This window comes from Funiculus sociatus GB2-C1, assembly GCF_039962115.1.
GTDB classification, from domain to species: Bacteria; Cyanobacteriota; Cyanobacteriia; order Cyanobacteriales; family FACHB-T130; genus Funiculus; species Funiculus sociatus.
Genome location: NZ_JAMPKJ010000051.1, coordinates 16,545 through 42,187 on the forward strand (window position 1 = coordinate 16,545; position 25,643 = coordinate 42,187).

25 protein-coding genes and 3 pseudogenes are annotated in these 25,643 nt (G+C 46.3%); 21 read left to right on the forward strand and 7 right to left on the reverse strand.

Annotated elements, in window-relative coordinates; translation table 11 throughout:
* Window positions 1–65 precede the first annotated feature (65 nt).
* The 3 genes from NDI42_RS20545 to NDI42_RS20555 all read right to left on the reverse strand — a co-directional run bounded on the left by NDI42_RS20545 (window position 66) and on the right by NDI42_RS20555 (window position 3,852).
* Window positions 66–848 carry a DUF928 domain-containing protein gene (locus NDI42_RS20545; RefSeq protein ID WP_190457348.1) on the reverse strand — a complete coding sequence of 261 codons (783 nt, stop codon included), beginning with the start codon at window positions 846–848 and terminating at the stop codon, window positions 66–68.
* Window positions 849–1,188: 340 nt separating this feature from the next.
* On the reverse strand, window positions 1,189–3,156 hold the full coding sequence (locus NDI42_RS20550) for a sensor histidine kinase (RefSeq protein ID WP_190457350.1): 1,968 nt from the start codon (window positions 3,154–3,156) through the stop codon (window positions 1,189–1,191).
* Window positions 3,157–3,180: 24 nt separating this feature from the next.
* Entirely contained in the window at window positions 3,181–3,852 is a 672-nt protein-coding gene (locus tag NDI42_RS20555) for a response regulator (RefSeq protein ID WP_190457392.1), read from the reverse strand.
* Window positions 3,853–4,648: 796 nt separating this feature from the next.
* On the opposite strand from NDI42_RS20555, the gene NDI42_RS20560 reads away from it, so the two are divergent.
* The 3 genes from NDI42_RS20560 (at window position 4,649) to NDI42_RS20570 (ending at window position 8,021) form a co-directional block, all read left to right on the forward strand.
* The gene (locus NDI42_RS20560) at window positions 4,649–4,900 is read left to right on the forward strand and encodes a DUF4278 domain-containing protein (RefSeq protein WP_190457352.1); all 252 of its coding nucleotides are present in this window, start codon (window positions 4,649–4,651) and stop codon (window positions 4,898–4,900) included.
* Between the two features lie 478 nt (window positions 4,901–5,378).
* A complete protein-coding gene (locus NDI42_RS20565) occupies window positions 5,379–6,662 on the forward strand; it encodes a glycosyltransferase (RefSeq protein ID WP_190457354.1) in 1,284 nt (427 codons plus the stop codon).
* 321 nt (window positions 6,663–6,983) lie between these two features.
* A complete protein-coding gene (locus NDI42_RS20570; protein WP_313931347.1) occupies window positions 6,984–8,021 on the forward strand; it encodes an alpha/beta hydrolase family protein in 1,038 nt (345 codons plus the stop codon).
* Between the two features lie 11 nt (window positions 8,022–8,032).
* On the opposite strand, the gene NDI42_RS20575 is transcribed toward NDI42_RS20570, so the two are convergent.
* Together NDI42_RS20575 and NDI42_RS20580 are read right to left on the reverse strand one after the other, a co-directional pair.
* A complete protein-coding gene (locus NDI42_RS20575; RefSeq protein WP_190457357.1) occupies window positions 8,033–8,191 on the reverse strand; it encodes a hypothetical protein in 159 nt (52 codons plus the stop codon).
* Between the two features lie 258 nt (window positions 8,192–8,449).
* Window positions 8,450–8,653, reverse strand: a complete 204-nt coding sequence (locus NDI42_RS20580; RefSeq protein ID WP_190457360.1) for a hypothetical protein — start codon at window positions 8,651–8,653, stop codon at window positions 8,450–8,452.
* Window positions 8,654–9,025: 372 nt separating this feature from the next.
* On the opposite strand from NDI42_RS20580, the pseudogene NDI42_RS20585 reads away from it, so the two are divergent.
* The 6 genes and pseudogenes from NDI42_RS20585 to NDI42_RS20610 all read left to right on the forward strand — a co-directional run.
* Window positions 9,026–9,787, forward strand: a pseudogene (locus NDI42_RS20585) (sensor histidine kinase); the annotation flags it as partial.
* Window positions 9,757–9,966, forward strand: a pseudogene (locus NDI42_RS20590) (DUF4278 domain-containing protein); the annotation flags it as partial. The pseudogenes NDI42_RS20585 and NDI42_RS20590, both read left to right, overlap by 31 nt.
* Before the next feature lie 314 nt (window positions 9,967–10,280).
* Window positions 10,281–10,661, forward strand: a complete 381-nt coding sequence (locus NDI42_RS20595; protein WP_190457362.1) for a DUF4278 domain-containing protein — start codon at window positions 10,281–10,283, stop codon at window positions 10,659–10,661.
* Window positions 10,637–10,972 (forward strand): SH3 domain-containing protein, encoded by a 336-nt coding sequence (locus tag NDI42_RS20600; RefSeq protein WP_190457364.1) that lies wholly within the window; start codon window positions 10,637–10,639, stop codon window positions 10,970–10,972. The genes NDI42_RS20595 and NDI42_RS20600 overlap by 25 nt, the downstream gene beginning before the upstream one ends.
* Window positions 10,973–11,233: 261 nt before the next feature.
* Window positions 11,234–12,130: an NmrA/HSCARG family protein gene (locus NDI42_RS20605; protein ID WP_190457365.1), complete on the forward strand. Its 897-nt coding sequence runs from the start codon at window positions 11,234–11,236 to the stop codon at window positions 12,128–12,130.
* 211 nt (window positions 12,131–12,341) lie between these two features.
* Window positions 12,342–13,166, forward strand: a complete 825-nt coding sequence (locus tag NDI42_RS20610) for an alpha/beta fold hydrolase (RefSeq protein ID WP_190457367.1) — start codon at window positions 12,342–12,344, stop codon at window positions 13,164–13,166.
* Here NDI42_RS20610 and NDI42_RS20615 read toward each other — a convergent pair.
* Window positions 13,146–13,310, reverse strand: a complete 165-nt coding sequence (locus NDI42_RS20615) for a hypothetical protein (protein WP_190457369.1) — start codon at window positions 13,308–13,310, stop codon at window positions 13,146–13,148. The genes NDI42_RS20610 and NDI42_RS20615 overlap by 21 nt on opposite strands.
* A 28-nt stretch (window positions 13,311–13,338) precedes the next feature.
* Between NDI42_RS20615 and NDI42_RS20620 the strand changes: the two genes are divergently transcribed.
* The 9 genes and pseudogenes from NDI42_RS20620 to bla all read left to right on the forward strand — a co-directional run bounded on the left by NDI42_RS20620 (window position 13,339) and on the right by bla (window position 21,962).
* Window positions 13,339–14,097: an SDR family oxidoreductase gene (locus tag NDI42_RS20620; RefSeq protein WP_190457371.1), complete on the forward strand. Its 759-nt coding sequence runs from the start codon at window positions 13,339–13,341 to the stop codon at window positions 14,095–14,097.
* Window positions 14,098–14,218: 121 nt separating this feature from the next.
* Window positions 14,219–14,326 (forward strand): annotated as a pseudogene (locus NDI42_RS20625) (alpha/beta fold hydrolase); the annotation flags it as partial.
* A gap of 122 nt (window positions 14,327–14,448) precedes the next feature.
* Window positions 14,449–15,456, forward strand: coding sequence for an SDR family oxidoreductase (locus NDI42_RS20630; protein ID WP_190457373.1), 1,008 nt, complete (start codon window positions 14,449–14,451; stop codon window positions 15,454–15,456).
* A gap of 68 nt (window positions 15,457–15,524) precedes the next feature.
* Window positions 15,525–16,688 carry a zinc-dependent alcohol dehydrogenase family protein gene (locus NDI42_RS20635; RefSeq protein WP_199311277.1) on the forward strand — a complete coding sequence of 388 codons (1,164 nt, stop codon included), beginning with the start codon at window positions 15,525–15,527 and terminating at the stop codon, window positions 16,686–16,688.
* A 213-nt stretch (window positions 16,689–16,901) separates the two neighbouring features.
* Window positions 16,902–17,555 (forward strand): glycerophosphoryl diester phosphodiesterase membrane domain-containing protein, encoded by a 654-nt coding sequence (locus NDI42_RS20640; protein ID WP_190457375.1) that lies wholly within the window; start codon window positions 16,902–16,904, stop codon window positions 17,553–17,555.
* 154 nt (window positions 17,556–17,709) lie between these two features.
* A complete protein-coding gene (locus NDI42_RS20645; protein WP_199311278.1) occupies window positions 17,710–18,639 on the forward strand; it encodes an NAD(P)/FAD-dependent oxidoreductase in 930 nt (309 codons plus the stop codon).
* Between the two features lie 24 nt (window positions 18,640–18,663).
* Complete coding sequence (locus NDI42_RS20650) at window positions 18,664–19,452, forward strand: GNAT family N-acetyltransferase (protein ID WP_190457379.1); 789 nt, start codon at window positions 18,664–18,666, stop codon at window positions 19,450–19,452.
* A gap of 291 nt (window positions 19,453–19,743) precedes the next feature.
* On the forward strand, window positions 19,744–20,706 hold the full coding sequence (locus tag NDI42_RS20655) for an MBL fold metallo-hydrolase (RefSeq protein WP_190457381.1): 963 nt from the start codon (window positions 19,744–19,746) through the stop codon (window positions 20,704–20,706).
* 290 nt (window positions 20,707–20,996) lie between these two features.
* Window positions 20,997–21,962: a class A beta-lactamase, subclass A2 gene (bla, locus tag NDI42_RS20660; RefSeq protein ID WP_190457383.1), complete on the forward strand. Its 966-nt coding sequence runs from the start codon at window positions 20,997–20,999 to the stop codon at window positions 21,960–21,962.
* A 28-nt stretch (window positions 21,963–21,990) separates the two neighbouring features.
* On the opposite strand, the gene NDI42_RS20665 is transcribed toward bla, so the two are convergent.
* Window positions 21,991–22,119, reverse strand: a complete 129-nt coding sequence (locus tag NDI42_RS20665) for a hypothetical protein (RefSeq protein WP_277876863.1) — start codon at window positions 22,117–22,119, stop codon at window positions 21,991–21,993.
* 491 nt (window positions 22,120–22,610) lie between these two features.
* On the opposite strand from NDI42_RS20665, the gene NDI42_RS20670 reads away from it, so the two are divergent.
* The 3 genes from NDI42_RS20670 (at window position 22,611) to NDI42_RS20680 (ending at window position 25,213) form a co-directional block, all read left to right on the forward strand.
* A complete protein-coding gene (locus NDI42_RS20670) occupies window positions 22,611–23,375 on the forward strand; it encodes a ParA family protein (RefSeq protein WP_190457385.1) in 765 nt (254 codons plus the stop codon).
* Window positions 23,372–24,295 (forward strand): ParB/RepB/Spo0J family partition protein, encoded by a 924-nt coding sequence (locus NDI42_RS20675; RefSeq protein ID WP_190457388.1) that lies wholly within the window; start codon window positions 23,372–23,374, stop codon window positions 24,293–24,295. The genes NDI42_RS20670 and NDI42_RS20675 overlap by 4 nt, the downstream gene beginning before the upstream one ends.
* A 204-nt stretch (window positions 24,296–24,499) precedes the next feature.
* Window positions 24,500–25,213 (forward strand): SGNH/GDSL hydrolase family protein, encoded by a 714-nt coding sequence (locus NDI42_RS20680; RefSeq protein ID WP_348231464.1) that lies wholly within the window; start codon window positions 24,500–24,502, stop codon window positions 25,211–25,213.
* Window positions 25,214–25,643 lie beyond the last annotated feature (430 nt).

Sequence of the window (25,643 nt, forward strand, 5' to 3'; positions counted from 1 at the left end):
TTCAGGTTTTCTCTTCTCCCCTTGTGCCCTTTGCTCCTGCCTTGGAGCTTTTTTTGTAAGGTTGGTTAGCGTGCGTTGTTTGCAATCTGCTTCAAGTTTTCAATCCGTTTTGCGATCGCGTCCTGTTCTTTTGGTGGCAATTCTGGTGTAGTTTTTGGTGCTTCCCACTGAGCCAAATCGTTTAACAGAGTTGAACCCACCTCTCCCAGTTTTGAAGGTTCAGCCAGTTTAAGCGCTTCACCTAGCGCGTTGTACCATAAACCTGCCTTAGCATAGATATTAGCTTTCTCAGCCCTATTTACTGCGCTGTTCAATTCACTTTGCACAGCGGCAGGCATTCCTACAACCTCAATAGTTGCCTTGCTTACTAAATCACCTGATGGGTTATCTGGATCACAATGAATCACAACCTGCCAGAGATATTCTTTCCCAGGTTGCAGCCCTAGTTCGCTATCCGAGAACGGGGCTAACTTCATAATCCCTGGTGAACTCTGCAAGGACATCTTGCGAACTTCTTTGGGTTTACTGCCTGGAACCCACTCGTAAATCGTGAATTGCATTGGCTTGGAGGCAGAGTCAGGAGGGACAAACCAAGCAAATGTAGGATGTCGAGAAATTGTCCGCCCAACATAGTTGCGAGAGGCAAGTGCGGTTAGCGGCAGACCTCCTCCAGAACACCCTCTAGTTGTGCCTCCATCCGATCTTCTTTCTGGAGGAACGGGCTTTTGATCGCCAGGCGCATAACCCGCTAAAGCTGCCGGAGTTACAATCAGTGCTAAGCTTAGGGCACAACTGGTGACCAGTTTGGCTTTGATGCGTTTGTTCAATAACCCTTGAATTGAAATCATAATCTTGGTTGAGCAAACGTTGATTTAAATTAAAATATACAAACAAGAGTGCCGATATTTCGTTTATCATTACTGCCAATTTGATGGTTAGCCTAAGAAATGTGACTGGCTGAGTTGAATCACAATCATTGCTGAAGTTTGCATGAGATTTGCACAGAAGAGCAACGTCATAATCTCATTGGTGACAAGTTAAGGCTGAGTGCCAGTTGGGTGTGATTATAATTCTTACGCCATTTTTTCTATCCTTAGAGGCATTGACAAAATTGACTCACTCATATTTACATTTTCAGGAATGATCTCACATTCAGTAAACCGAAAATGAAAGCGATCGCGTCTTAACTCAGCGCCGTGCAGCGTAAGCTCTAAACCATTTCACAATCTGGGTTTTGAGTTTACGTCTTATTTGAGCAAAGCTCCACTTTTTCCCCGCAATAGGCCACTTTAACTCACATAAAGTTCCTTTCTCTCCGAAAGACTTTCGCTGAAACTCTCCTCTTAATTTTCTTGCTATATTTAGACACTGCTTCGTACCTCGCCCTTCACAACGCGGGTGAGTGCCAGCTCCATTATCTTTAATACTTAGGGTGTACCAGCCTTCGTTTTGTTTACCAGTAGCACTCAGGCGAGTCAATCCTTTGGCATGTTTTCCGACATTGCACAGCGCTTCTTCTAGAAATTGGCAGAGTTCTCGCTTTTGTTCGAGGCTTAAGTATTGCTCTTCAATTGGATCGAACGAATAAGCTTTAACTTTGAGCGTTTCAAAACAGGGAAAGTTTCGCTGAAGTGTATGGCTGTAAACTTCATAGAGCAAGTCACGAATGGGTAGCTTTAAGTCCAGAATTAGACCACTGCCGAGACGGAGACTTTCCTCTCGGTCTAGGGCTTCTAGTTTCAGATATTCGCCGATTTCTCTAATTTCGTAGTTTAGATTTCTCAGTTCTTCGAGCAATCGATTTTGTTCTATATCTTGGTCTTGGACGTGCCTCAAAATATTAGCTAATGTTTGCAGGGGTCCATTATGAATGACAATAAATGTCCGTTCGATGGTGTGTTGGCATATTTCAATCTGAGACCTCAAAAATCGGTCGTATTGATAGAAAGCACTCAAGATTGCACCATTGATGACCAAAACGAGTAGCGCGGGTGCTACTGGAATCCACCATCCCCCGACGATGAAAGCATAACCAATTGCCACTAACCCAAGGCTGACAACGGCGACATACACCAGGTTTCTCAGAGGAGATTGAGTCAGCCGACCGAGATAAATAGCTAAAACGCCCCAACTGACAATCCAAAGATATTCCCAACCCTGTGGCCAGGTTTTTAAAACGGGTCGTCCATCGAGAACGGCGCTGACAATTTGGCTGGTGACATGGGCATGAAATTCTACGCCATAAATTTTCCCCGGTGGTTGCAAATTAGCGATCGCAGAGGTATTGATAAAGTCTTTAATACTAGGAGCCGTTACCCCAATCAGAACAATGCGTGCGCTGAAGGCATCGCGCAGCACATTGGGATTACCATTCCCAGCTTCAATATCGTTAATCTCTTTAAGGGATAGCGTGCGAAATCGTTTTCGACCGTTGTGATAATTGAGAAGTAGCTGAACTCCAAAATCATCAGTTCGCACGTAGCCCCCCGAATTGGGTAAAAGGCGAGGGAGTTCAGTTGAACCAAACCGCATCGCATTGCGATCGCGAATGCCATTGCTCAGTTTAATGCCTTCAGTTTTGAGATAAGCTTCTGCCAACCGTAAAGACAGGGAAAATGCATATTTTTTATCGTCTTCAGGTCTATTCGTTCCAAGTAGTGCACGCCTGACTTTGCCGTCATCATCGGAAAGGTAATCTACAAAACCGATTTGTTCTGGGGATAGGTCGGGGGGTGGCTTAATGGAGATAGGTAAGACTTTTTCAACTGCAATCAGATTTTTAATATCTTTAAATGCTGCAACCAGTTCCACATGACCGGGTTCGACGGGTATATCCCTTACAATATCAAGACCGATCGCTCTGGGCTGGTACTTCTGTAATGTTCTCAGCAGTTTGGCAATCTCGCGATCAGGTATGGGGTAATTTCTTATACGTCGGATATCCTCCTCATCAATTCCGACAATGACAACTCGTGAGTCGATAGGTTCGGGTGGGCGTAAGCGGAGAAAGGAGTCGAGAGTTACCCATTCTATCAATTGCAGGGATCCACTCAGGCGAACGAGTATGACCAGCCCTATAGCGGCAACTCCTGGTAATGCTCCTACAGACCAGATAGTAAATTCCTTTCTAATTTTGCTCCAAATAGCGGACAGCAATAGTTTCTTCCTTAACTTTATTTATCAATCAATAAACCCCTCTTCTCTGGCTCGTTTCTCCGTTTGAATGCGGAGACTTTTCCCATCTTCCGGGTAAACGCCTAAAACGTCTTGAACTTTAGTCCAGTAGTGGCGTACCGTTCTGGGTGCTACTCGCATCCGTTCAGCAATGGTTTTATCTTCCAATCCTTCTTCAAAGGCGAGATTGAGTACCTCAATCCACTCTGGTTTGACTTCCCCTGGTGGCATTTTTAGGTCTTTGGTATGAGTGACTCCTTTGAGTGCCAAGTCAATTCGGCTCAACATCTCCTGGCTAGAAAGTCCTTTGTCGGCTACAGTGAACCCTCCTTCGTAAGCATCAATATCAGGTTTAATCCGCACCAGTGCTTTGACATAGCTGCTTTGCACGACGAGATTGAGGGTGGGATAGTTTTTCATTAAAGTCCCCAAGCTTTTAATGCCTCGATTGATTTCAGCTGTGTCCCCGGAGGTTTCTGGCAGGGAAAGGTCCATAATCATTAAGTCGGGCCTAAATGCTTCGACTTGCTGGAGTGCGTCCTGGGTGGTTTTGGCTGTGAGAATTTTTGCTTGTGGGTAGTGCTGTTTGAGCAAGTCGAGGGTTCCACTCAGGATTAATTCGTGGTCATCCACCACAAGTATTTTGAGCGTCCCTTGTTCTGGTAAATCTTGACTCATCGTTGAAACCTCAAAGTTGACAACGTTACTGTACCTCATCTCATATCTTGCACCGGGCGGTTGTAGACGCGACAGTGGCTTCCCGTAGGGTAACCGCAGCTACATAAACGAAACCTGCCTACGCAGGTTACAAAATGCTTGATTTTCGGTCAGCCCGTGCAGGCGGACTTGGTTTGTATAACCCCAAAATTCCTTTCTGAGGGCTTGGTGCAAGATATGAGTCATGGCATCGGGTTTTGATGGGAGAAAGGATAAGGGAGAAAGGGAAAAGGTTTGAAAAATCGCTTTTTTCTTTAACTCCTATCTCGCACCAACCTTGCCAACCGCCAAGAACTTATGTCCCTGGCGGATGAATGGATAGCTGCAAGATGTAAGTGTAGGTCTTTCCCGTAGATCTGATAGCGATGCAAATCGTTAAGCTAAATTCTAAAATTGTTGACTATTTATAAGGTATATAAATCGGCTAAACAATTTATTTCACAGTTATGTCAACTTGATTGCACACTTGTGCAAAGTGATTTGGGGGTTTTTAGGGAGCGCCTCTTCATGCCGTTCTCATTGCAACAGTGCTAAGCCCCGATTGTACCAACATTAGACTTCTTGAAGAGCAATAGCTAGGACGGGCCTCTTTTCTATATTGCAGTTTTGTGCAATGACGATCGCACAGGTACGCGATCGCTTTGCCTAATCTATGCGATCGACTAAGCACAGAAGGTGAATGTATTCCTTAGCTAATTTATTTATTCTTTGAATTAAAGCTTCTTGATTCAATCTTAATTACAAGGAGGGCAAGTAAATGAAATTACAATACCGTGGCAACTCCTACGAATATAATCCTCAATCTATTGAGACTGTAGAGAGCGAAATCACGGCTAAGTACCGAGGTGCAACTTACAAAATTAAACAGCCCGTTAATCTCGCTGTACCTAATTCTGCTGTGAATCTAAGGTTTCGTGGAGTTGCTTATATTAAAGGTAAAAATTCGGGAGCTTTGCTATCAAGAGAATCAAGGGGCAGCAGCATAAATGATACCGAAGCTGCCTGTTAGTCTCTAGGTATTGCAGGTGTCGAATAACAAATTATTTACCGTCCTAACAAATTGTTTTCGTTGAACGTTTCTATCGCTACCAAATCGTAAACATATTTGGATGAAGAAAAGTTGAAGTTAACATAATTATGGCTTCAAAGAGGAATGCTTACTAAAGTGTTACTTAGCCCCAAAACCCTATCGTAAAAGATTTGAAAGGTTTTTGGATTAACGACACTAATGTGTTAATAGCGAAAAATAATTTGTTATCTGACACCTTTTGTGCGAATTGCAAACTACTGAATCAGTGCCTTTTTTCCTGAAAAATACCACGCTTGACGATAAGTTGCAGCTTTAACTCAAGGAACTTGCGTGGGCTAAATGAAATGTCTGTTGAAGAATGAAGACATGATCGAAAGCTAGGTTAACTACCTTGGCGGCAAATCAGACCATGAAGAAAACAATCTACTAAACACCGAACCATACTAAAAGATTTCCAATGAAAGTATTAATTGCATCAACAGATGGCCTAGGTCATTTGAATCCACTACTAGCCGTCGCCAACATTCTTATAAAACACAATCACGAGGTAGTTGTACAGACGGCACCTAAGTTGAGGTCGATGGTGGAGGCGGCAGGGGTGCCGTTTACTCCGGAGCCTCCGGAAATCAACAGTTCCACTGAGGCGATGGCTCTCTACTTGGAGCTGAGGCAGGCAAAGAATCCAAATCCAGGACTGGAGATGGCAGCGTTCGACCTCGAATATTTCTTTGCGAAAAAGATCGGCGGGCAGGCAGCAGCACTCAAGCAGGCTCTGCAAGACTTTCCTGCGGATGTCATTGTGGCAGATTCGTTGTTCTTCGGTACGCTGCCGATGCTTCTGGAAGCACGCGAGGAACGTCCCGCGATTGTGCATCTGGGCGTTTCGCTACTGAATCTGTTCAGTGCGAGTCCGCCACAACCGGGCATGTCCCAGAAAGAGCAGCTTGCAGAACGTGAGAGACGAGAGCGTGTGTTTCATCAGCCAGCCAAGGCTGGGGTAGATAAGGCCCTAGCCGAACTTGGCTGTGATCCGCTACCGTGTTCCCCCATGAAGAGCATGTCTGTGCTGCCCGATCTTTATCTGCAACACGGAATCGAGAGTTTCCAGTATTCGGATGATTCGTTCTCCTCGTCGCATGTGCACTATATCGGTCTTCTACCGATGCCCCCAGGGCAGCCGGCGCTGCCAACGTGGTGGCATGAACTCGATCGGACAAAGCGCCTAGTTCTTGTGACTCAGGGAACGATCGCGAACCGAAACTTCGGGCAACTCATTGGCCCGACGTTGACTGGACTCGCCAAGGAAGAGGACGTGATCGTTCTGGTAAGCACGGGAGGACAACCGATCGAGTCGATTCTTACCGAGATTCCGGCAAATGCCTATCTTGCGTCGTTTCTGCCTTACGAATTGATTATGCAGAGTGTGGATCTGCTGGTCACGAACGGAGGATATGGCACGGTAAATCTGGCGCTGGCGCATGGGATTCCGATAGTCTCGGCAGGGATGACGGAGGACAAGGGGGAGGTATCGGCGCATGTGCAGTGGGCTGGTGTCGGAATCGACCTGAGAACCAATCAGGCAACGGCAGAGGATTTACGTGCAGCGGCCAGAGAAGTTCTCGACAACCCGGTGTATAGTGAGCGGGCGAAGGATCTGGCGCTGGAGTTCGCGAGCCACAACACGGAGATGGAGGTGCTCAGGCTAATTGAAGCGTGTGTTCTTGAGCCATCGACCGTTTGAAAAATAGGGTTAGTGTCAGTAGACCGAAAACTTCTGCGATCGCTCTGTGATGGGAACTGTCAGATAACAAATTATTTGTCGCTACTAACACATTAGTGTCGTTAATCCAAAAACCTTTCAAATCTTTTACGATAGGGGCTTTGGGCCAAGTAACATTTTGGTAGGAATCCCTCAGCGATCGATAAATTGTTTTAACTTCAGCTTTTCTTTATCCAGATATATCTAGGGTTCGGTAGTGATAGAAGCGCCCAACGACAACAATTTGTTAAGACGACAAATAATATGTTATTCAACAATATCTCTCATAAGAAGCGGTTCTCAGTGGTCGCGTTCGGAGCGACCTTCATCACTTTAGGAACAGCGGCATCAGCTATCGCCACTACGTTCAGTGCCGAACCCTTATTCAAGGAGGTCAATAGCTACACCACAACGATTGCCACGAATGGCGATCCGGCTGATATCTACTTCCCATTCCTGCCGGATGCCGATACCAACACGAATTTGTTCCCCGTTGTCCTGCTGTTGCAAGGTGCACTTGTCGATAAAGCCGATTACTCAAATTTTGCCACGATTGTGGCAAGCTACGGATTTGTAGTGGTCGTACCCAATAATGAACGGACTTTAGTCGCTCCAACGGGACAGTCGGTCACAGGCTTCTTTCCGGAACAGCAGCAAGTGAACGACGTTTTGGCTTACATGGTAGCCGAAGACTCTAACCCGGATTCACCTGTTGCCGATCTTGTTGACACCAGTAAGCTGGCATTGCTCGGTCACTCCTTTGGCGGTGCTGTGGGACTTGCCAGCCTTCAAGACCTCTGCGTTCCCTTTATTTGCTCCGGCAGCTTCGAGCAACCGGAGGAATTGGTGGCGGGAATATTTTACGGCACCAACTTCAGAGACCCTCCAGAAGTGGGAGTCGTTCCCCCAATTGCTAATGGCGGGATTCCTATTGGTTTGATTGCTGGTAGTAGGGATGGTGTAGCCTCCCCTAGCGTTACTGAGGAGACATACAATCAGATTCAAGACCAACCCAAGGTTCTGATTACAGTTGAAGGTGCTAATCATTATGGCATCACGAATGAGGATAACCTCTTGCGTGACCCCATCAGACCGACTCTAGACCAAGCTGTAGCAACAGAGACAATTGCTCGTTGGAGCGCCCTTTTCTTAATGGCTCAGGTAGTTGATAATCAGAGTGCTTTTGATTACGTGTATAACACGGGCGATGCACTCGATGAAAACGTCAGCGTCGTCAGTCAAGCCAAACCCGTTCCCGAAGCGACTTCAGGTTTGGGTGTATTGTTATTCGGTACTTTCTGTGCGGGTTCAATAGTCAAGCGTCTTCTCTCAAAAGGTTGAACAGGAGAGTATTACGCATTAGGCTCATCCTCAAGAGTGGGAGCCGCCTTCATCGATAGCTCATCTTCAGCTGGAGCGGGAAAGGTGAGTTCGAGCAAGATGACATCGGGAGGAGTTTGGGCAATCTTCTGTCTGGCAATCGTCAGATCGGGCGCAGTCTCAATCTGCATTCCCCTGAAGCCTCATAGTGAAAGCCTGAGTTTGCCGAGCTACCTCCAGCCTGTCTCTTGTTCAAGAAACGCTACAGTGTTCAATTTTTTTGGTTCTTCATTACTTGGTATGCCAAACTATTAGTTTAAAGGGCTGAAAAGCCTGGAATAGAAACCTTTGGGGCTTCTTAGCGCCTCCACCGCCAAAATAATTAAAAATAATGCCCAAAACTCCTGCTGAGTAACAGTTATGGGCATCGCAGGAGGCAGATTAGCATATCAGGTACGGAAGAGCCATTTTTTTTGCTTAGCCCTTACCCCAACATTGGCTGGACTAATGCCGAAGCGATCGCATAAATCCCCCTGGCTAATGCCCTCATCTAGTGGTAGGGCAAAGCGAGTCTTTTTTATAACAGGCTGCATCCTGCGAGTACGAATTGCAAACCACTGAATCAGTGCCTTTTTTCCTGAAGAATACCACACTTGACGATAAGTTGCAGCTTAACTCAAGGAACTTACGTAGTCTAAATGGAATGTCTGTTGAAGAATGAGAACAACTAGGTAAATGTCGAGTCAGCGCCTTCGCTCGCATTGAACCCAACCCATTACATTCATTCAAAAGGTGAAACCATGAAACTTTACTATCGCGGTGTTATAGCAGTTGCCGTGGCAACGATAGGCTACTATTTTTGTGTCAATCCATTACTAGATTTGAGTAATCCAGAGGTTGAAAATCCTCTTCTCAATAACATCATAATTTTTGTCTTTTATTTCTGGATTGGCTTGATATGTAACCTTGGTGTGTATTTGTACGAACGCTTACAACGCAATGAGTTTGAATCAAAACGGCAATCACAGGTGTTTTTACAGGGCGTTTCTCACGATTTGCGTAACCCCGTGACAGGCACATTGATGGTGCTGAATAATTTACTGCAAAAGCCAGATGCAACAATTGCTATACCCCGCTCGATTTTAGAACGGATGGCGCAAGGGAGCGATCACCAACTCCAACTGATTAACTCCTTACTCGAAGCTCATGCGAGTAACGTGCAAGGCATTGTCATCCACACTGAACCCATTCAACTCAGTAAATTGGTCAGTTCATCAGTGGCTGACTTAGAACCAATCCTGGAACAAAATCAAGCCACACTGAAGAATTTAGTGCCTGAAGATTTACCGTTGGTGGCTGCTGATTTAACTCAACTATGGCGCGTTTTTAGTAATCTAATTACAAATGCAATTAAACATAATCCGCCTGGGTTGATGATAACGCTGAATGCTACAGCCGGAGCAAAAATGATTTGCTGTAGCATTGAGGATAACGGCGTAGGGATGTCGAAAGAACAATGTGAGCGCCTATTTGAACTGTACTTTCGTTCTTCCCATATGCGAAACTCTTTAGGTTTAGGATTGGGATTGTACTTGTGCCGTCAAATTATCCATGCTCATGGTGGTGAAATTGGAGTCATTAGCTCTCTTGGTGCGGGGACAAAATTTTGGTTCACGATCCCAATTAAGAGTTATATAGCTACGAATACGACCCCTCGAAGCTTGAAAGCCATAACAGAAGGCAGCCCTTTAAGCAAGTTCATGGCTCTGGTCTCGCTTATAATTTGATTTACCGTGGGGTCTCCTATCGTATCGATCCGAATACAAAGCAAAGTAAAGTTCCTGTACAACCAGTAGCTTATAGATTGCTCTATCGAGGAGTTGCCTACTTTGTGAATAAAACTGCACAGGGAGAAGTTAGCGTAGTTACTCAACCTGCAAGCACTTCAAAACTTATCAGGTCATAAGATAAATTTTGGACGCAAGGAATTTAGATTTTGGATTGTTTCCATGTATGAATCCAGGAACTCGTTCTTCTGTGAATCTAAAATCCTTACATCGAAAATCTCAAATCAGCCTCTTCAGCTCTTTTTTAGGTTGCACTTTTGTGTAATAGCGAGTACATAGTTGCGCGATCACCTTGGCTAACCTCTGCTATCAACTATGCACAGAAGGTGAATGTATTTTTTAGATTATTTCTTTATTGTTTTAATTAATTAAATCTTTTTGATTTAATCTTTACTCTAATTGCCAATAGACAATCCTATTTGAGGCGAAAACCATGAAACTCTCATATCGCGGTGTGACTTACTCATACAATCCCCCAGAAGTTGAAACCACTTTAGGTGAAGTCGGTGGGAAGTATCGGGGATTAGATTGGAGATTCCGCAATTTGGAAAAGCCACCAGTGCTGCAACCAACGGTTAATTTGAAGTATCGCGGCGTTTACTATCAAACTGGCACAACGCCAACCTCTAACAGCACTCAGATGACAAAAACTCCGGCTTTCTCTACTCAAGAGAAGGCGCGATCGCTAATGCACAATCAGAAGCGGACGCTCAAAAATCGTCAGCAATCCATGCTGTACCGTGCTGCGGCAGAACTTGGGTTGGCGACTCATCCAAACGAAGAAAAATCATGCTTAAATTCAACTTCCAACTGACTGGCTTAGCATTTTTAACACTAATTGCAGCTAGCTCCACTGTGCCAGCTGTTGCTACTCAAGATCAAAGCCCAGCCGAACAACTTTGTCGGCTAAGACCAGGTATTAACCCTGTTTGCACAGTGTTGGTAACTGCCCCAAATGGAGTCGTCATCCGCTCTGGATCTGGTTCTAATTATCGAAGAATCGGTGTCATCCCTTACCAACATGATGTCAACGTCAGAGTAACCTCCTCTTCTGACAAATGGGTAAAGCTTGCTGCTCGTCCTGGTTGGATTTATTATCGCTACCTGCAAATGGCTGGGGACTAAAATACCCTCTCGTGGGAGAGAAAAAGCAAAGCGAATCTTTTTTATAACGGGCTGCATCCTGCGAGTGCGAATTGCAAACCACTTAATTAGTGCCTTTTTTCCTGAAAAATACCACGCTTCACGATAAGTTGCAGCTTTAACTCAAGGAACTTGCGTGGGCTAAATGAAATGTCTGTTGAAGAATGAGAACAACGAGGGAAATGTCGAGTCAGCGCCTTCCTTCGCATTGAATCCAACCCATACCAATTCACGAGGAATCCCATGCCACAGTCAATCAACGCAGAACGACTTATCTTAGTCACCGGAGCTACAGGCAATCAGGGAAGCGCGATCGCCCGTCATCTTTTGCAACGCGGCAATTTCAAAGTTCGCGCCTTGGTGCGTGACCCCTCGAAGCCTGCATCTGTTGCCCTCGAACAAGCAGGCGCAGAACTCGTAGTCGGAGATCTCAACGATCGCGCTTCCCTCGATCGCGCTTTGCAAGGTGCCTACGGTGTTTTTTCGCTACAGATCTTTCTAGATGGAATAGACACCGAAATCAGTCAGGGCAAAGCGGTTGCAGACGCGGCTTCATCAGCGGGCATCCAGCACTTCGTCTACAGTTCGGTGGGTAGCGCCGAACGCAACACGGGTATTCCGCATTTCGACAGCAAGTTTCAAGTCGAAGAATACATCCGAGCGAGCAAGTTGCCCTACACAATCCTGCGACCCGTTTTCTTTTTCTACAACTACAACATGATGCGCCCGATGGTTGAGACCGGAACGCTCTTTCAGCCATTGAGTCCTGAGACGAAGTTGCAGCAGCTTTCTGAAGAAGATTATGGAGAGATGGTCGCTGATGTATTCGATCGCCCCGCAGACTTCATGAAGGGCGAAATTGAACTTGCCAGTGTGGACATGACCATGCCGGAAATCGCTGCTGCGTTCAGCCGTGTTTTAGGAAAAACCGTCCAATACCAACAAATTCCGTTTGAAGCGTTTGAGCAACAAATTGGAGAGGAATTGACTATCATGTATCGCTGGTTTGAGAACGTCGGCTACGCAGCAGATTTAGCACAGTTGAAACGTGATTTTCCTGCCCCGACCAACTTTGAATCTTATTTACGCGACCATGAGTGGCAGAACCAGCCAGAAGCACGTCCGATGTCGGGTCGATAATTCTTTGAAACCCCTAAATATAAGAGACAGCCACTAAATCAATGTCTTTTTTCCTGAAGAATATCACGCTCCACCATAAGTTGCAGCTTAACTCAAAGAACTTGCGTGGGCTAAATGGAATGCCTGTTGAAGAATGAGAACAACGAGGTAAATGTCAAGTCAACGCCTTCGTTCCCTTGAACCCAACCCATAGCGATTGAGGAGGAATTCCATGAGCACAATCACAACGCAAGATGGCACACAGATTTACTACAAAGATTGGGGTACAGGACAACCCGTTGTCTTTAGTCACGGTTGGCCTTTGAATTCTGATAGTTGGGAAGCCCAAATGCTGTTTCTAGCAGACCACGGATTTCGGGCGATCGCTCACGATCGTCGGGGGCATGGGAGATCGAGCCAGCCCTGGAACGGAAACGAGATGGATACCTATGCTGATGATCTCGCGACGCTGATTGAAACGCTAGACCTGAGCGGAGCTACCTTAATTGGTTTCTCTACAGGTGGCGGTGAAGTTGCCCGCTACATCGGTCGCCACGGCACAGCGCGAGTTGCAAAAGCTGCACTGATCTCTGCTGTTCCGCCACTGATGCTGAAGACAGAGAATAATCCTGACGGACTGCCGATCGAGGTATTCGATGGGCTTCGCGCTGGCTCCCTGGCTGACCGATCGCAGCTCTATAAGGATCTCGCTAGTGGCCCCTTCTTCGGCTTCAACCGTCCGGGCGCCAACGTCTCGCAGGGCATGATTGACTGGTTTTGTTTCCAGGGAATGCAGGCAGGACACAAGAACGCCTTCGACTGCATCAAGGCATTTTCTGAAACAGATTTCACTGGTGATCTCAAAAAGTTCGACGTACCAACGTTGATCATTCATGGCGATGATGATCAGATCGTGCCAATCGGTGCCGCTGCGATCACCGCCGCCAAACTGGTGAAGAATGTCACTCTGAAAATCTATCCCAGCGCACCTCACGGTTTAACAGATACGCACAAGGAACAACTCAACAACGACCTTCTATCGTTCCTCAAGGACTGACACTAGACGTTGCTGTGAGACATCTTTCTCAGAGGGATGAACCCCGGTATCAGCATTGGCAATCATTCGTCGCAAGCATTGTGGACTGTATTCAACAAAGAGATTCAGCGATCGCCACGAGAAACTGGAATGTTTAATCTGCATTCGTATCAACTTTAAAACAGAGGTAAGAATGATCACACTTGAGAACAAAGTCGCTTTAGTCACTGGAGCCACGTCAGGAATCGGTAAAGCGACTGCTCTCGCACTGGGAACCGCAGGTGCAAAAGTTGTTTTTTCAGGCAGACGCGACACAGAAGGAGAGGCAACCGCTGCAATGATTCGTCATGCTGGCGCTGAATGTTTATTTGTACATTCAGATGTATCGAGTGAGGAAGATGTCAAAGCGTTAGTACAGAAGACAATTGAGACTTACGGACGCCTCGATTGTGCCTTCAATAATGCAGGGATTGATCTACCTCCCAAACCCCTGCATGAACAATTAATCGAAGACTTTGACAAACTCATGGCAATCAACGTGCGGGGACTCTTTTTGTGTATGAAACATGAGATTGGGCAAATGCTGTCTCAAGGATCTGGAGTGATTGTCAACAACTCCTCAGTCGGAGGTTTAGTTTCGTTTCCAGGGGTATCTATTTACAGCGCGAGTAAACATACGGTCATGGGGCTGACACGAGGGGCAGCGCTTGACTATGCCAAACAGGGTATTCGGATCAATGCGATTAATCCTGGCTTAATTGCGACTGAGATGACGGATCGCTTCACTGACAAGTTGGGCAGCACGGCAGATGGTTTAGCGTCTATGGTGCCAATGGGACGCATGGGTCAGGCAGAAGAAATCGCTCAAGCCGTGGTTTTTCTCTGCTCTGATGCTGCCAGCTACATTACTGGCCAACCTCTGGTAGTAGATGGCGGATTCACAGCGAGCTGATTAAGACAATCAAAATCAGGGCTACTATCTGGTCGAGGAGGCGTGGAGCAGTTTCCGCCAAATCCGTTGACGAAAACCCTGAAACTGCCAACAACTAATCCTCTCGCTAGCGGCAGTCGGAGTGAAGCATTCCATCCTAAAAGTGTATCCAGGCGCACCCCACGACGGTTTAACCGATACGCACAAGGAACAACTAAACAAAGACCTTCTATCGTTCCTCAAAAACTGACACTAGACGTTGCTGTGAGACATCTTTCTCAGAGGGATGAACCCCGGTGTAAGCGTTGGCAATTATTCGCCGCAAGCATTCTGGACTGTATTCAAAGAAATTCAATTTTAGGAGTAGAACCCATGAAATTAAAGCCGATCAGTCAGCAAGTAGTCGCCATCGTTGGCGCTTCTAGTGGAATTGGCAGAGAGACAGCCCTGCGGTTTGCCAAAAAAGGCGCAAAGGTTGTTGTTGCTGCTCGTAGCGAGTCTGGGCTGGCAACGTTGGTGCAGGAGATTAAACAGTTGGGTGGAGACGCGATCGCCGTCATTGCCGATGTCAGCGAATTTGAACAGGTGAAAGCGATCGCGGATCAGACCATTGCCACTTACGGACGACTGGATACCTGGGTGCATATCTCTGGAACCAGCATCGTTGCACCGTTTGACAAAATCACACCGGAAGAATTTAGAAGAGTCATTGATGTCAACCTGAATGGGCAAGCCTATGGCGCAATGGTGGCTCTACCACACCTCAAAAAACAGGGAGGTGGCGCATTAATTCACGTTTCCTCATTAGCGGCAAGAGTTCCGTTTCCATTACAAAGTCCCTATGCAGCTTCCAAGCACGGCGTAGCAGGCTTTTTAGATTCTATGAGAATTGAATTGCAGCACCAGAAACAGCCGATCAGCGTCACGAATGTGATGCCCGCCATCACGAATACCCCCATTTTCAACAAAATTCGGACGAAGATGGGAGTAGAGCCTGCTGGATTACCGCCTTACAACAAACCCAGCACCGTTGCCGATGCCATTTTATATGTGGCTGAACATCCTACCCGTGACTTTGTTGTGGGTGACATGGGGCGAATATTAGAGATGCTGCAACGCATTGCCCCGTCGATTGTCGATCGCTTATTTCTCCAGGTTGGCTTGACCGCTCAACTGACAGGTGAGCCAAAATCGGCAGATGCACCGGATAACCTATATGCCCCAATCTCTGGTTACGACACCGTAGAGGGCGACTTTGGCAAGTTGAGTGTACCCAGCTTCACGGATTGGCTCGATCGCAACCCGCCATTCAAATGGGGTACGGTAGCGATTGCCTCCGCTTTCGGATTTGCTGCCGCGTTAAGTAAATTTTCAGGGTAAAGACCTTTAATCAAGGTATTAGGTTCTGCCCACATTCTGTTTCACGATTAACTCAAAAGAAGGGCTTTGTGACGATTAGCAAGGAAACACAAAGCCTTAATATGCCTTGGCAGCAAGAGTACGGGTATTCCCCGACAGTGAAAGTTGGGGACACCATCTATCTCTCTGAGCAGGTAAGTCATGATAAACAAGGAGAATTAATCATGGTGACAACTACTCGCATTTATCAATTTCATCAGTATGGTAATCCAGAAGTTTTGCAACTAGATACGGTTCCTCTACTTGAACCAATCTCTGGGGAAGTGCGCGTTCGGGTGCAGGCAATGAGTTTGAATCGTGCTGATTTGCTGTGGATGGCAAATAATTACCTTGAAACGCCAGAACTACCCTCTCGTCTTGGAAATGAAATTGCAGGTGTGGTGGAAGCCGTTGGAGCAAAAGTTACTGAGTTTGAAGTGGGCGATCGTGTTAGTTCCATTCCTGCTTTTTCAATTAGCGACTATGCCAATTTTGGTGAAACGGCAATTCTACCCGTGCGCGGTTTAATGAAAACACCTGATAAGTTTACCCCAGCACAAGGAGCGGGATTTGCATTTTCTTATTTCACCGGCTATTTCGCACTTCTGGAACTTGGTCGTTTGCAACCGTATCAAACAGTATTGATTACCGCAGGAACCAGCACTACTGGATTAGCTGCAATCGCGATTGCAAAGAAAGTTGGTGCAAAAATCATTGCTACTACCCGAACCAGCAAAAAACGTGACACCTTGCTTAAGGCGGGTGCTGACGCTGTGATAGCCACAGAGGAAGAAGATTTGATCGCTCGTGTGATGGAGTTTACAGGTGGTCAGGGAGCCGATGTTGTGTACGATGCGGTAGCCGGGGCACTCAGTGAAAAACTAGTACAGGCAACAAGAATTCGCGGACATTGGATTGTCTATGGTTTGCTGGATGCCGAAAATCTGGAAACTTTCCCTTGGTTGCCAATAGTAATCCGCAGCGTTCAATTCCACGGCTATAAAGTGTTTGATTTCACTGGAAATCGTCACTTGGGATTGGTTCGAGATGAAGAAGCTTTTGCTCGTGCCAAAAAATTTATTAGTCAAGGGTTGGCGGATGGTTCCTTGCCCATTACCATCGATCGCGAATTTCAGGGGCTAGAGAAACTGCCTGAAGCCATGCAATATATGTCATCTAATCTGGCATCAGGAAAGATTGTCATCACAATTTAACCCAAACTATATTGCCATACTGGGAGACATTTCAGGCTAAAAACCGTGTTGTCATGGTGTCGCAACCGAACATGACATGACGATCGCTCCACACTGATTGATCCCTGTAGCGTTGGCGACCTGCGGTTGAGATTGCCTAACCCACTCAATGGTTAGGTTTCAATTTTCTCTTACTGCCAATTCAATGCCGACAACATTTTGGAGAGAACGATTATGAAAGGTTACGGGTCAACGGGGCTTGAAAGCATACTTCAGAAAAGCTACACAGTTAAGATTAGCGAGTACATTGGCAGCGGCTGGGAAACATTCAAGAAAAATCCTGCTGGGTTTGTTGGCTTTACATTTGTGTTTTTCTTGATTAACGTTGCGATCGCCAAAGTTAGCCAGTCTGTCACTCTAGAGGGGTTCATCAGCCTCTTAATTTCTGCTCCTTTAAATGCAGGATTTTTAATCGTGGCATTTAAACTTTTGAAAAATCGAGCCACAACGTTTGGTGATTTCTTCAGGGGTTTTAATAACTACCTGCCGCTTTTCCTAGTCAGTCTCGTTTCTAGCGTGGTGATTAGTATTGGGTTGTTACTGCTTCTCATTCCTGGTGTTTACCTAGCAGTTGCCTACATCTTTGCACTGCCCTTAGTACTCGAAAAGAAGATGAACTTCTGGGATGGGATGGAGTTTAGCCGCAAGCTGATTTCCAAGCATTGGTTCTCTTTCTTTGGCTTTGCTTTTGTGTTGGTACTACTAAATCTAGCGGGGGTTTTGCTGCTGGGTGTGGGTCTGCTAGTGACGATTCCGCTCAGTGTTTGCGCGATCGCTGCCGCCTATGCAGACATCGTGGGTTTAACACCTAGCAGTTCTGATTTTTAGAAGCGGGGTTAGTACCTGAGTGCCTTTGCTGGGCAAATCTGCTTAAAGAAGGTGGATAGTTCTTAATTAATCGCCTTCTTTATCCACCTCACTCGATGGCAGGTTTCAATTTTCTCTTACTGCCAACTCAATGCCAACAACATTAGAACAAGCTATGAACGTTAACTCACGGACTGATGTTTTTGATGTGATCATCGTCGGTGGCGGCCCAGCAGGTTTAACTGCTGCCTTGATGCTCGGACGAGCCTGCAAACAGGTCTTGGTCTGCGATGCTGGAAAGCCACGCAATCAAGTTGCTCATGCTGCTCATGGTTTCTTTTCTAGAGATGGAATTTCACCTGCACAACTGCTGCAAATTGGACGAGAGCAATTGCATCCTTACGATGATGTTGAAATTCAGGTGGGCAAGGTGGTCGATGCTCAAAAATTGGGCGATCGCTTTCAAGTCACCCTGAATGATGGCAACCAATTTGTCGGTCGCAAACTACTGTTAGCCACGGGTATGAAAGATTCACTTCCGGCAATTGATGGATTCGCAAAACTCTGGGGTAGCAGCATTTTCCACTGTCCTTACTGTCATGGTTGGGAAGTGCGAGATCAACCTTTAGCGATTTATGGCAAAGGTGAGGTAGGACTTGAAATGACATTCAGGCTGACCGGTTGGAGCCGCGATTTAGTGTTGTGTTCAGATGGTTCTGCCGAATTAACTCATGAGCAACGACAGCAGTTATCAAATTGGGGAGTTCAGCTACGCGAAGAAAAAATTGCTCGACTCGAATATCAAGACGACAAACTAACAGGGATCGTCTTTACGAACAATGAAGTGCTGCCCCGTCGCGGTATATTGCTGCGCCCTCGATCGTATCAGCACAGCCATCTAGCCGCAAAGTTAGGTTGTCAACTTGGCAGCGATGACATTGTACAAGTGGATGAGAGTAAGCAAACCTCGATTCCTGGACTCTATGCGGTGGGTGATGTGTGTAGCCCTTATTCACAGATCGCCGTAGCAGTCGCGAGTGGGACGTTCGCTGCTGTTTCCATCAATCACACTTTGACTGAAGAAAATCTGGTTCAGCCTAGGTAAATTAGCGATAGGGAGCTATAAGTCATGTTAAAGCTAGAGACTTTTGCATCAAATCAACAATTTATTAATGCTTGGAGTTACTTTGCCAGCGTATGTCCTAAAGGAGAAGTTTTAGAAGCGAATGAATTAGACATCACCTGGAGCGGTACAGACAATTTCTTTATCAATTCTGTTTTTCTGACTAAACCTGTCCTCGACGAGGCTGAGCTAGAAGCAAAAATAAAAGTGGCTTACGATTATGCTAAAAAGCGCAATCAGTCCTGGTGGATGATAGTTGCTGAAGACTCGATACCAGAGTTCCTTCGTCCTCAGCTCGATGAAGTCTTTGCTCAACAGAGGTTTGTTCCCTTACTCAGAATGGCTGGTATGGCTACTGAGCAACTGCTTCCTGCGACAACACATAACTCGAAATTAAACTGTGTTAGTGTGAATAACTTGGAGATGAGACGAGCTGTCGCTGATATTAATGCGATTAGTTCTAATCTTCCTCCTGCACCTTTCCGCGAAATTTTAGAACTTGAGCAATTTTGGCAAGAGACGGTATTTGGTGCACTGGGTTTTGTGGAAAATCAACCCGTATCAACGGCGATAACGTTTCTGATAAACAATGAATTTTATCTAGGATTGGTTGCAACGTTACCGGATTACAGAAATCAGGGTTATGCTGAAGCCGTTATTCGGCACTCTCTAGAACAAGCAGCGCAACGCTATGGCAAAAAACGTACTGCTTTGCACGCAACTCCTGCTGGCTTTTCGGTGTATCAAAGAATGGGCTATCAACCGACTGCTTATTTTAGGACTTATACCTGTTGAAAAAACTAAGGGATGTGAAGTTGCTAGAGAAACTGCCCGAAGCCATGCAATATATGTCATGTAATCTGGCATCAGGAAAGATTGTCATCACAATTCAACCCAAACTATTCTGAAAAGTCTTCTTCGGACAGATAACACTGAATCAACAATTATGGGCTGAAAATTGCTCGTAAAGGATTGATTTTTATAAGGAGCAAGCTAAAAGAGAAGTGGGATTTGAAATGGCGCAACATATTACAGGCTGGAGTCGCGATTTAATTCTCTTTTAATTACTACTGGGATATCTCCGATATGTTTTTCAGGCTTGCCATAGCTGTTATCACCGCAGTGTTGATTATTGGAACCTCAATTATGTTTCCGGGAATTACCGCAGAGAAAACGGCGAAACCTCAAGTGCCGGGTGTGTATCAATTCGAGTTAGGCGATTTCACAATTACCGCCCTCAGCGACGGCACAGTGCCATTGGATCTGCATCCCATCCTGACTAATACGAACCAGGCAGAAATCGATCACCTCCTGCATCAAAGCTTCCTGAAAAACCCTGTTGAAGCTTCGATCAATGTATTTCTCATTGATACTGGAGACAACCAGGTGTTAGTAGACACAGGTTCAGGGGAATTGTTTGGGGAACTAGGCGGCAAGCTACCAAGGTCTTTGCAGGCAGCAGGCTATACAGCCGACGAGATCGATATTGTTCTCATTACTCATATCCATACCGATCACAGCGGTGGTTTGGTTGTAGGTGGTCAACCCATGTTTCCTGCTGCTACGGTCTATGTTAGCAAACCCGATATTGATTTTTGGCTTAACCCTGCTAATGCAAAGCGATCGGCAGACTATCAAAGATATTTCAACGAAGCAGTTAAGACAGTCAAACCCTATCTCGATATGGGCAAGCTGAAGCCGTTTTCCGGCGAGACGGTGATTATACCTGGGATTACCGCACGCCCTACACCAGGACATACACCCGGACACAGTTTCTTCTTGGTGGAAAGCCAAGGCGAGAGTATTGAGTTTTGGGGCGATATTGTGCACGTCGCCTCGGTTCAATTTCCGAAGCCCGAAATCACGATCGACTTTGACGTTGATCCTAATGCCGCAGCAGCGCAACGGGCGAAACAATTTGCCGATGCAGAAACATCCCGTCGTCTCGTCGCAGCCGCCCATGTCTCTTTTCCAGGAATCGGTCATATTCGTGCGGGCAATCAGGGCTATGTCTGGGTGCCTGTGGACTATCGCTGGCGTGAAAAATGAGGTTGTGTGTTGCCAGTGAAGTGCGCCGAGCAAAGTGCCAGCAGCCAGTAGGATATCCACGCAGCGAAATTCATTGGCGATCGCACATTAAGACTTCACTTGTTCTTTAGAGGAACTATGTCTCAAAACCATCCATATGAATTCCTCGAAGGTTTTACACCAACGTGGGTACGGTGAAGATCCATGTTCGCAATATTTTGACTAAGTACAAAATTTAATGAAACCTCAACTCCGAAATTTAGTAATCAGTGAGTGTAGCCCTAGCTGCTCACAACTCCAGTTAAAGGTACATGATTCAAGTGATTAAAAAAGCTTGGCTTTACACATTTTGCTCGTTTTTACTGATTGTTGGTTGCACAAGCATTAACTCCAGTAATAAAGAACACACTCCCAACAACCAAACAAGTGCGCCGAGCAGGATCACAACATCCAACACCGATCGCACAAACGAATTACGCGATCGCATTGAACAAATCTCTCAGGCTGCTCAAGGGCGTGTAGGGGTGAAAGCCACAGTGCTAGAAACCGGAGAGTCAGTGACTCTGAATGGAAATCAGCAATTTCCGATGCTAAGCGTTTACAAGTTTCCTATTGCAATGGCTGTTCTAGCTCAAGTAGACCAAGGAAAACTGAAGCTAGATCAGAAAATTCGTGTTGAAAACAGCGATGTCGTCCAGGGTAGTCGGATTCTAGATGAGAAGGCACAGGGAATGGAATTTAGTCTGGCTGAACTGTTGAAGTACACGGTTTCTGAAAGTGATAATACGGCTTCTGATGTACTGTTACGACTCGTCGGTGGACCCAAGATTGTCACCCAGTATTTGCGTGGTCTTAGCGTAAACGATATTGTTGTTGCTAACACGGAGAAGAAGCTAGCGCAAGACCCAGCAGTGCAGTATCGTAACTATGCAACGCCTGATGCCGCCGTCGTTTTGTTACGCGCCTTTCATGAGAGAAAAGGGCTTTCAAAATCTAGTCAAGCTTTATTGCTGCAATTGATGACACAGACAACTACAGGTCTAAAGCGCATTAAAGGACTGTTGCCTGATGGAACGTCTGTGGCGCATAAAACGGGGACTTCGGCTACTGTGAATGGAGTGACGGCTGCAACCAATGATGTGGGACTCGTGACGCTCCCGAATGGACAACATATGGCGATCGCAGTTTTTGTTTCAGATTCTCAGGCAAACGATGCGATACGCGAGGAAGTCATCGCAAAAGTGGCAAAGGCAGCATGGGACGAATGGAGCAAATAGACATCAAAGGTTATAGCGAACCGTTTCTTTAGCGTTTGAAAATCTTGTTCAATTGCGATCGCAACCATTCATGAGCAGGATCGCGCTGTTTTCGTTCAGTCCACATCATTTGCAATTCTGGTGGTGCGCCTCCAATGGGTAACTCAACAATATGCAACTGCTATAAATAGAGGTTCTTTTTGCAGGGATTGCAGCAATCAAATCAGACTTGGCAATCAATTCAGGTATTAAGTGAATTGATTGACCGTTAGCATAATCCGCCGTTTGAGTCCCTGCTCCCGGAGTTGTTCATCAATAGGCCTCCTGCATGAATGTGTCAGATAACAAATTATTTGTCGCTAAACACATTAGTATCGTTAATCCAAAAATCTTTCAAATCTTTTACGATAGGGGCTTTGGATCAAGTAAAATTTTAGTAGGAATCCTTCTGTGACCCATAAATTGTTTTGACTTCAGCTTTTCATTATCCAGATATATCTAAAGTTTAGTAATGATAGAAGCGCCCAATGAGAGCAATTTGTTAAGACGACAAATAATCTGTTATTCGGCAAAGGTCTCTAATTTCTTTGGATATAGAATTCAAATCTAGCGATCAATCTTTCATAAATAGAGGTATAGTCTGAGCAAGAACCCTCTTAAAGGCTATCGTTGACTGTTGTTATCTCACTGTTTAATCAAGCAGGCGGCGTTGGCAAATCGACGCTCACCCAAAATCTTGGCTATCACCTCTCCCAACGTCACCATCAGGTTTTGTTGGTAGACATTGACCCCCAGGCTTCCTTGACTACATTCATGGGGTTAGAGCCAGCGGATTTAGAGAAAACGATATACGACGCCTTAGTCTCCGAACAAGACGAGCCGCTGACCCTACACCGAGACTTACACGGCATGGACTTGGCTCCCGCCAATATCTTATTAGCGAACGCGGAGCAAGAGCTAATTTTTGCTGAACTTCGAGAGTTCCGGCTTAAAGAAGTACTGGCTCCCCTATTAGACGACTACGACTTCATTTTGATTGATTGCCCCCCCAGCTTGGGGATATTGAGTCAAATTAGCCTAGTCGCCTCGACGCATGTCTTAGTCCCCATTCAGTGTCAGTTCAAAGCCTTGAAAGGAACCGACTCTCTGCTCAAAACCGTAGCCCGAGTGCAGCGCAAGCTCAACCGTTCCCTCAAGTTTGCCGGATTCTTCCCAACCATGTATAGCGCTAGTAACTCTCTAGACCAGCGCACCTTACAATCTATGGGAGAACAACTGTCAAACCTGGCACCCGTATTTCCCCCCCTACCCCGTGCCACAGCGCTGGCGGAAGCGGCTGAGTATGGAAAGCCTTTGGCTCTTTGCCCAAACAAACATCAGGCTATTCTGAGCTTATTTGAAGAGACAGCTGTCTTCTTAGAGGAGATGTCATGAGTACCCGACGCCGCACCCTACCCCCCGCGGAGCGCTCAAAGCTGAAAAATGTGGCTCTATTTGCCGAGGAAAAGGAATCATTGATTCCTCATACCATTCCCCTAAACCAAATTACCTTACCGACAACTCAGCCCCGGCGTTACTTTGACCCCCAAGCGATGCAATCCTTGGTGGAGTCGGTCAAAAGCGAAGGTATCCTCCAGCCTCTATTAGTTCGACCTGTGGAGGAGAAGTATGAGCTAATCGCTGGAGAGCGACGTTACCGAGCGGCTATCGAGGCAGAATTAACCCAAGTGCCTGTGACTGTTAGGGAAATGACTGATGACCAGGCAGTCCAGTATGCTCTGATTGAGAACCTGCAACGAGAAGACCTTAATCCCGTTGAAGAGACGGAAGGACTACTCAATCTTTTAGCTATCCGCTTGGGATATGACACGGCTCTTGTATCCTCCAAGCTTTACCAAATGGAAAATGAAGCCAAAGGAAAAATTACCCGAAACGTTTCGGGTAAGTCGGAAACCGAAACAATAGAGCAGGTGTTTGCCTCCTTGGGGCGAATGAGCTGGCAGTCGTTTGTCCGTACCCGACTCCCACTGCTCAAATTGCCTGCTGACATCCTCGAAGCCCTACGTTCTGGACACATTGAATACACCAAAGCCAAAGCTCTAGCACAAATCAAAGACGAAACTGAACGCAAGGCACTGCTGGAAGATGCGATCGCTAATTCCCTCTCCTTAAGTCAAATCAAGGAGCAGGTCAAAGCTGCCCAAACGCTGACCGAACCCCCTCCCCTTGCTGCCCGGATGGCAACCACCTACCAACTGGCTAAGAAGCAAAAAGTGTGGGATGACACCAAAAAGCGCAAGAAGCTGGAATCATTGCTGAGTCAGATTGAAGCGCTGCTCTCCAAGGAAGAGTGAGTGTCCCTATGTTACAAGCTTTCCCAATCGAGATGAGTGAGAGGTAAACCGTGAAAACTGTCACAAATTACTTCATCGTGGAGGAATTTGCACCTATTGCTGCCTGAAACCTAGCACAATGGCAAAGCAATTGCGACTGATGACTGAGTTATAAATTGCCAGCTCGTGTTAGCCTCCAAATATCAGGAAAACCAGAGGAGTTTGTTGGCACTTCCACGACGACGATTTATTCAGATAATTGCTGGAGGAGCAGGTCTATTGGGGCTTCTCCACTACTCAAGACGTGAGCAAACGATGGTTACACTGTATACGTTTGGCGACTCGATTCTTGATTGTGCTCGGTACAACGAGTTAGGTATCCATCCTGGGCAACTCCTCGTCCAGAATGATGATCGCCTGTTTCCCGAATTTCAGGGTCAGGATCTGCAATCTCGTGGGATTGCCCGCCTCGATCACCGTGCTCGTGATGGTGCAACCGTTACGGGTCTTCAGTCGCAGGTGCAGGGATTGCACGTCGAAGGGCGTGCGCTCGCACTAATTACTATCGGCGGCAATGACCTGCTGCGTGGATTAATCAGCGATACGGGAGAAGGAATTGCCACCTTTTCCGACAGACTCGACTTGTTTGTGCAAAGGCTTCCAATCCGTCCCGTGCTTTTGGGTACCGTGTACGATCCCACTTTTGGTGATGACCGACAAAATTTTTTGGGTGTTGAGCCGACCGTTGCTCGCAAGAACCTTCAGCGGATCAACGCCGTTATTAAAGAGATTGCTTCCCGCTATGGGCAGGTAGTCGATCTTCATGCTCACTTTTTAACAGGAGATTCTTCTTGGTTCACCTCGACGATTGAGCCAAGTCTACGCGGAGCTTCTGAGGTACGGCGTGCTTTTCTCCCTTACGTCTTAGGCAAGGCATAATCTGCCCAGATACTTTTGTCCCACATTCCGCACCCTCAACTGTGACATCCATCCCAGTTCGGCCGTACTTAATTACTCAAAACAAATACTTGCTTAACCACTGGATTAAGTATGCCAGAATGAGAGGTTTAGACTCTACCGAAAAGGACTCTTTTCGGTGGAGTTACCCCCAGCGACTAACGCATCCATGAGAGTTTCGGAATTACTGCGTTGAGCTGACCAAATATTGTTTTAGGTGAAGTTGCTATGAGAACCCAAGAATCTAACCCACTAATATCAAAAGAGACGGGGAAGTAAGGGTGGTACTGGTTATTTTGAAGTCCAGATAATGAATGGCTGCGGCTCCCTATAGATATCTAAGCTACTGGAGAGTCAGTGTAATTAAAAACGACCTTGGGCTGAGTAGACCACCCGGCAACCGGCACTGAAG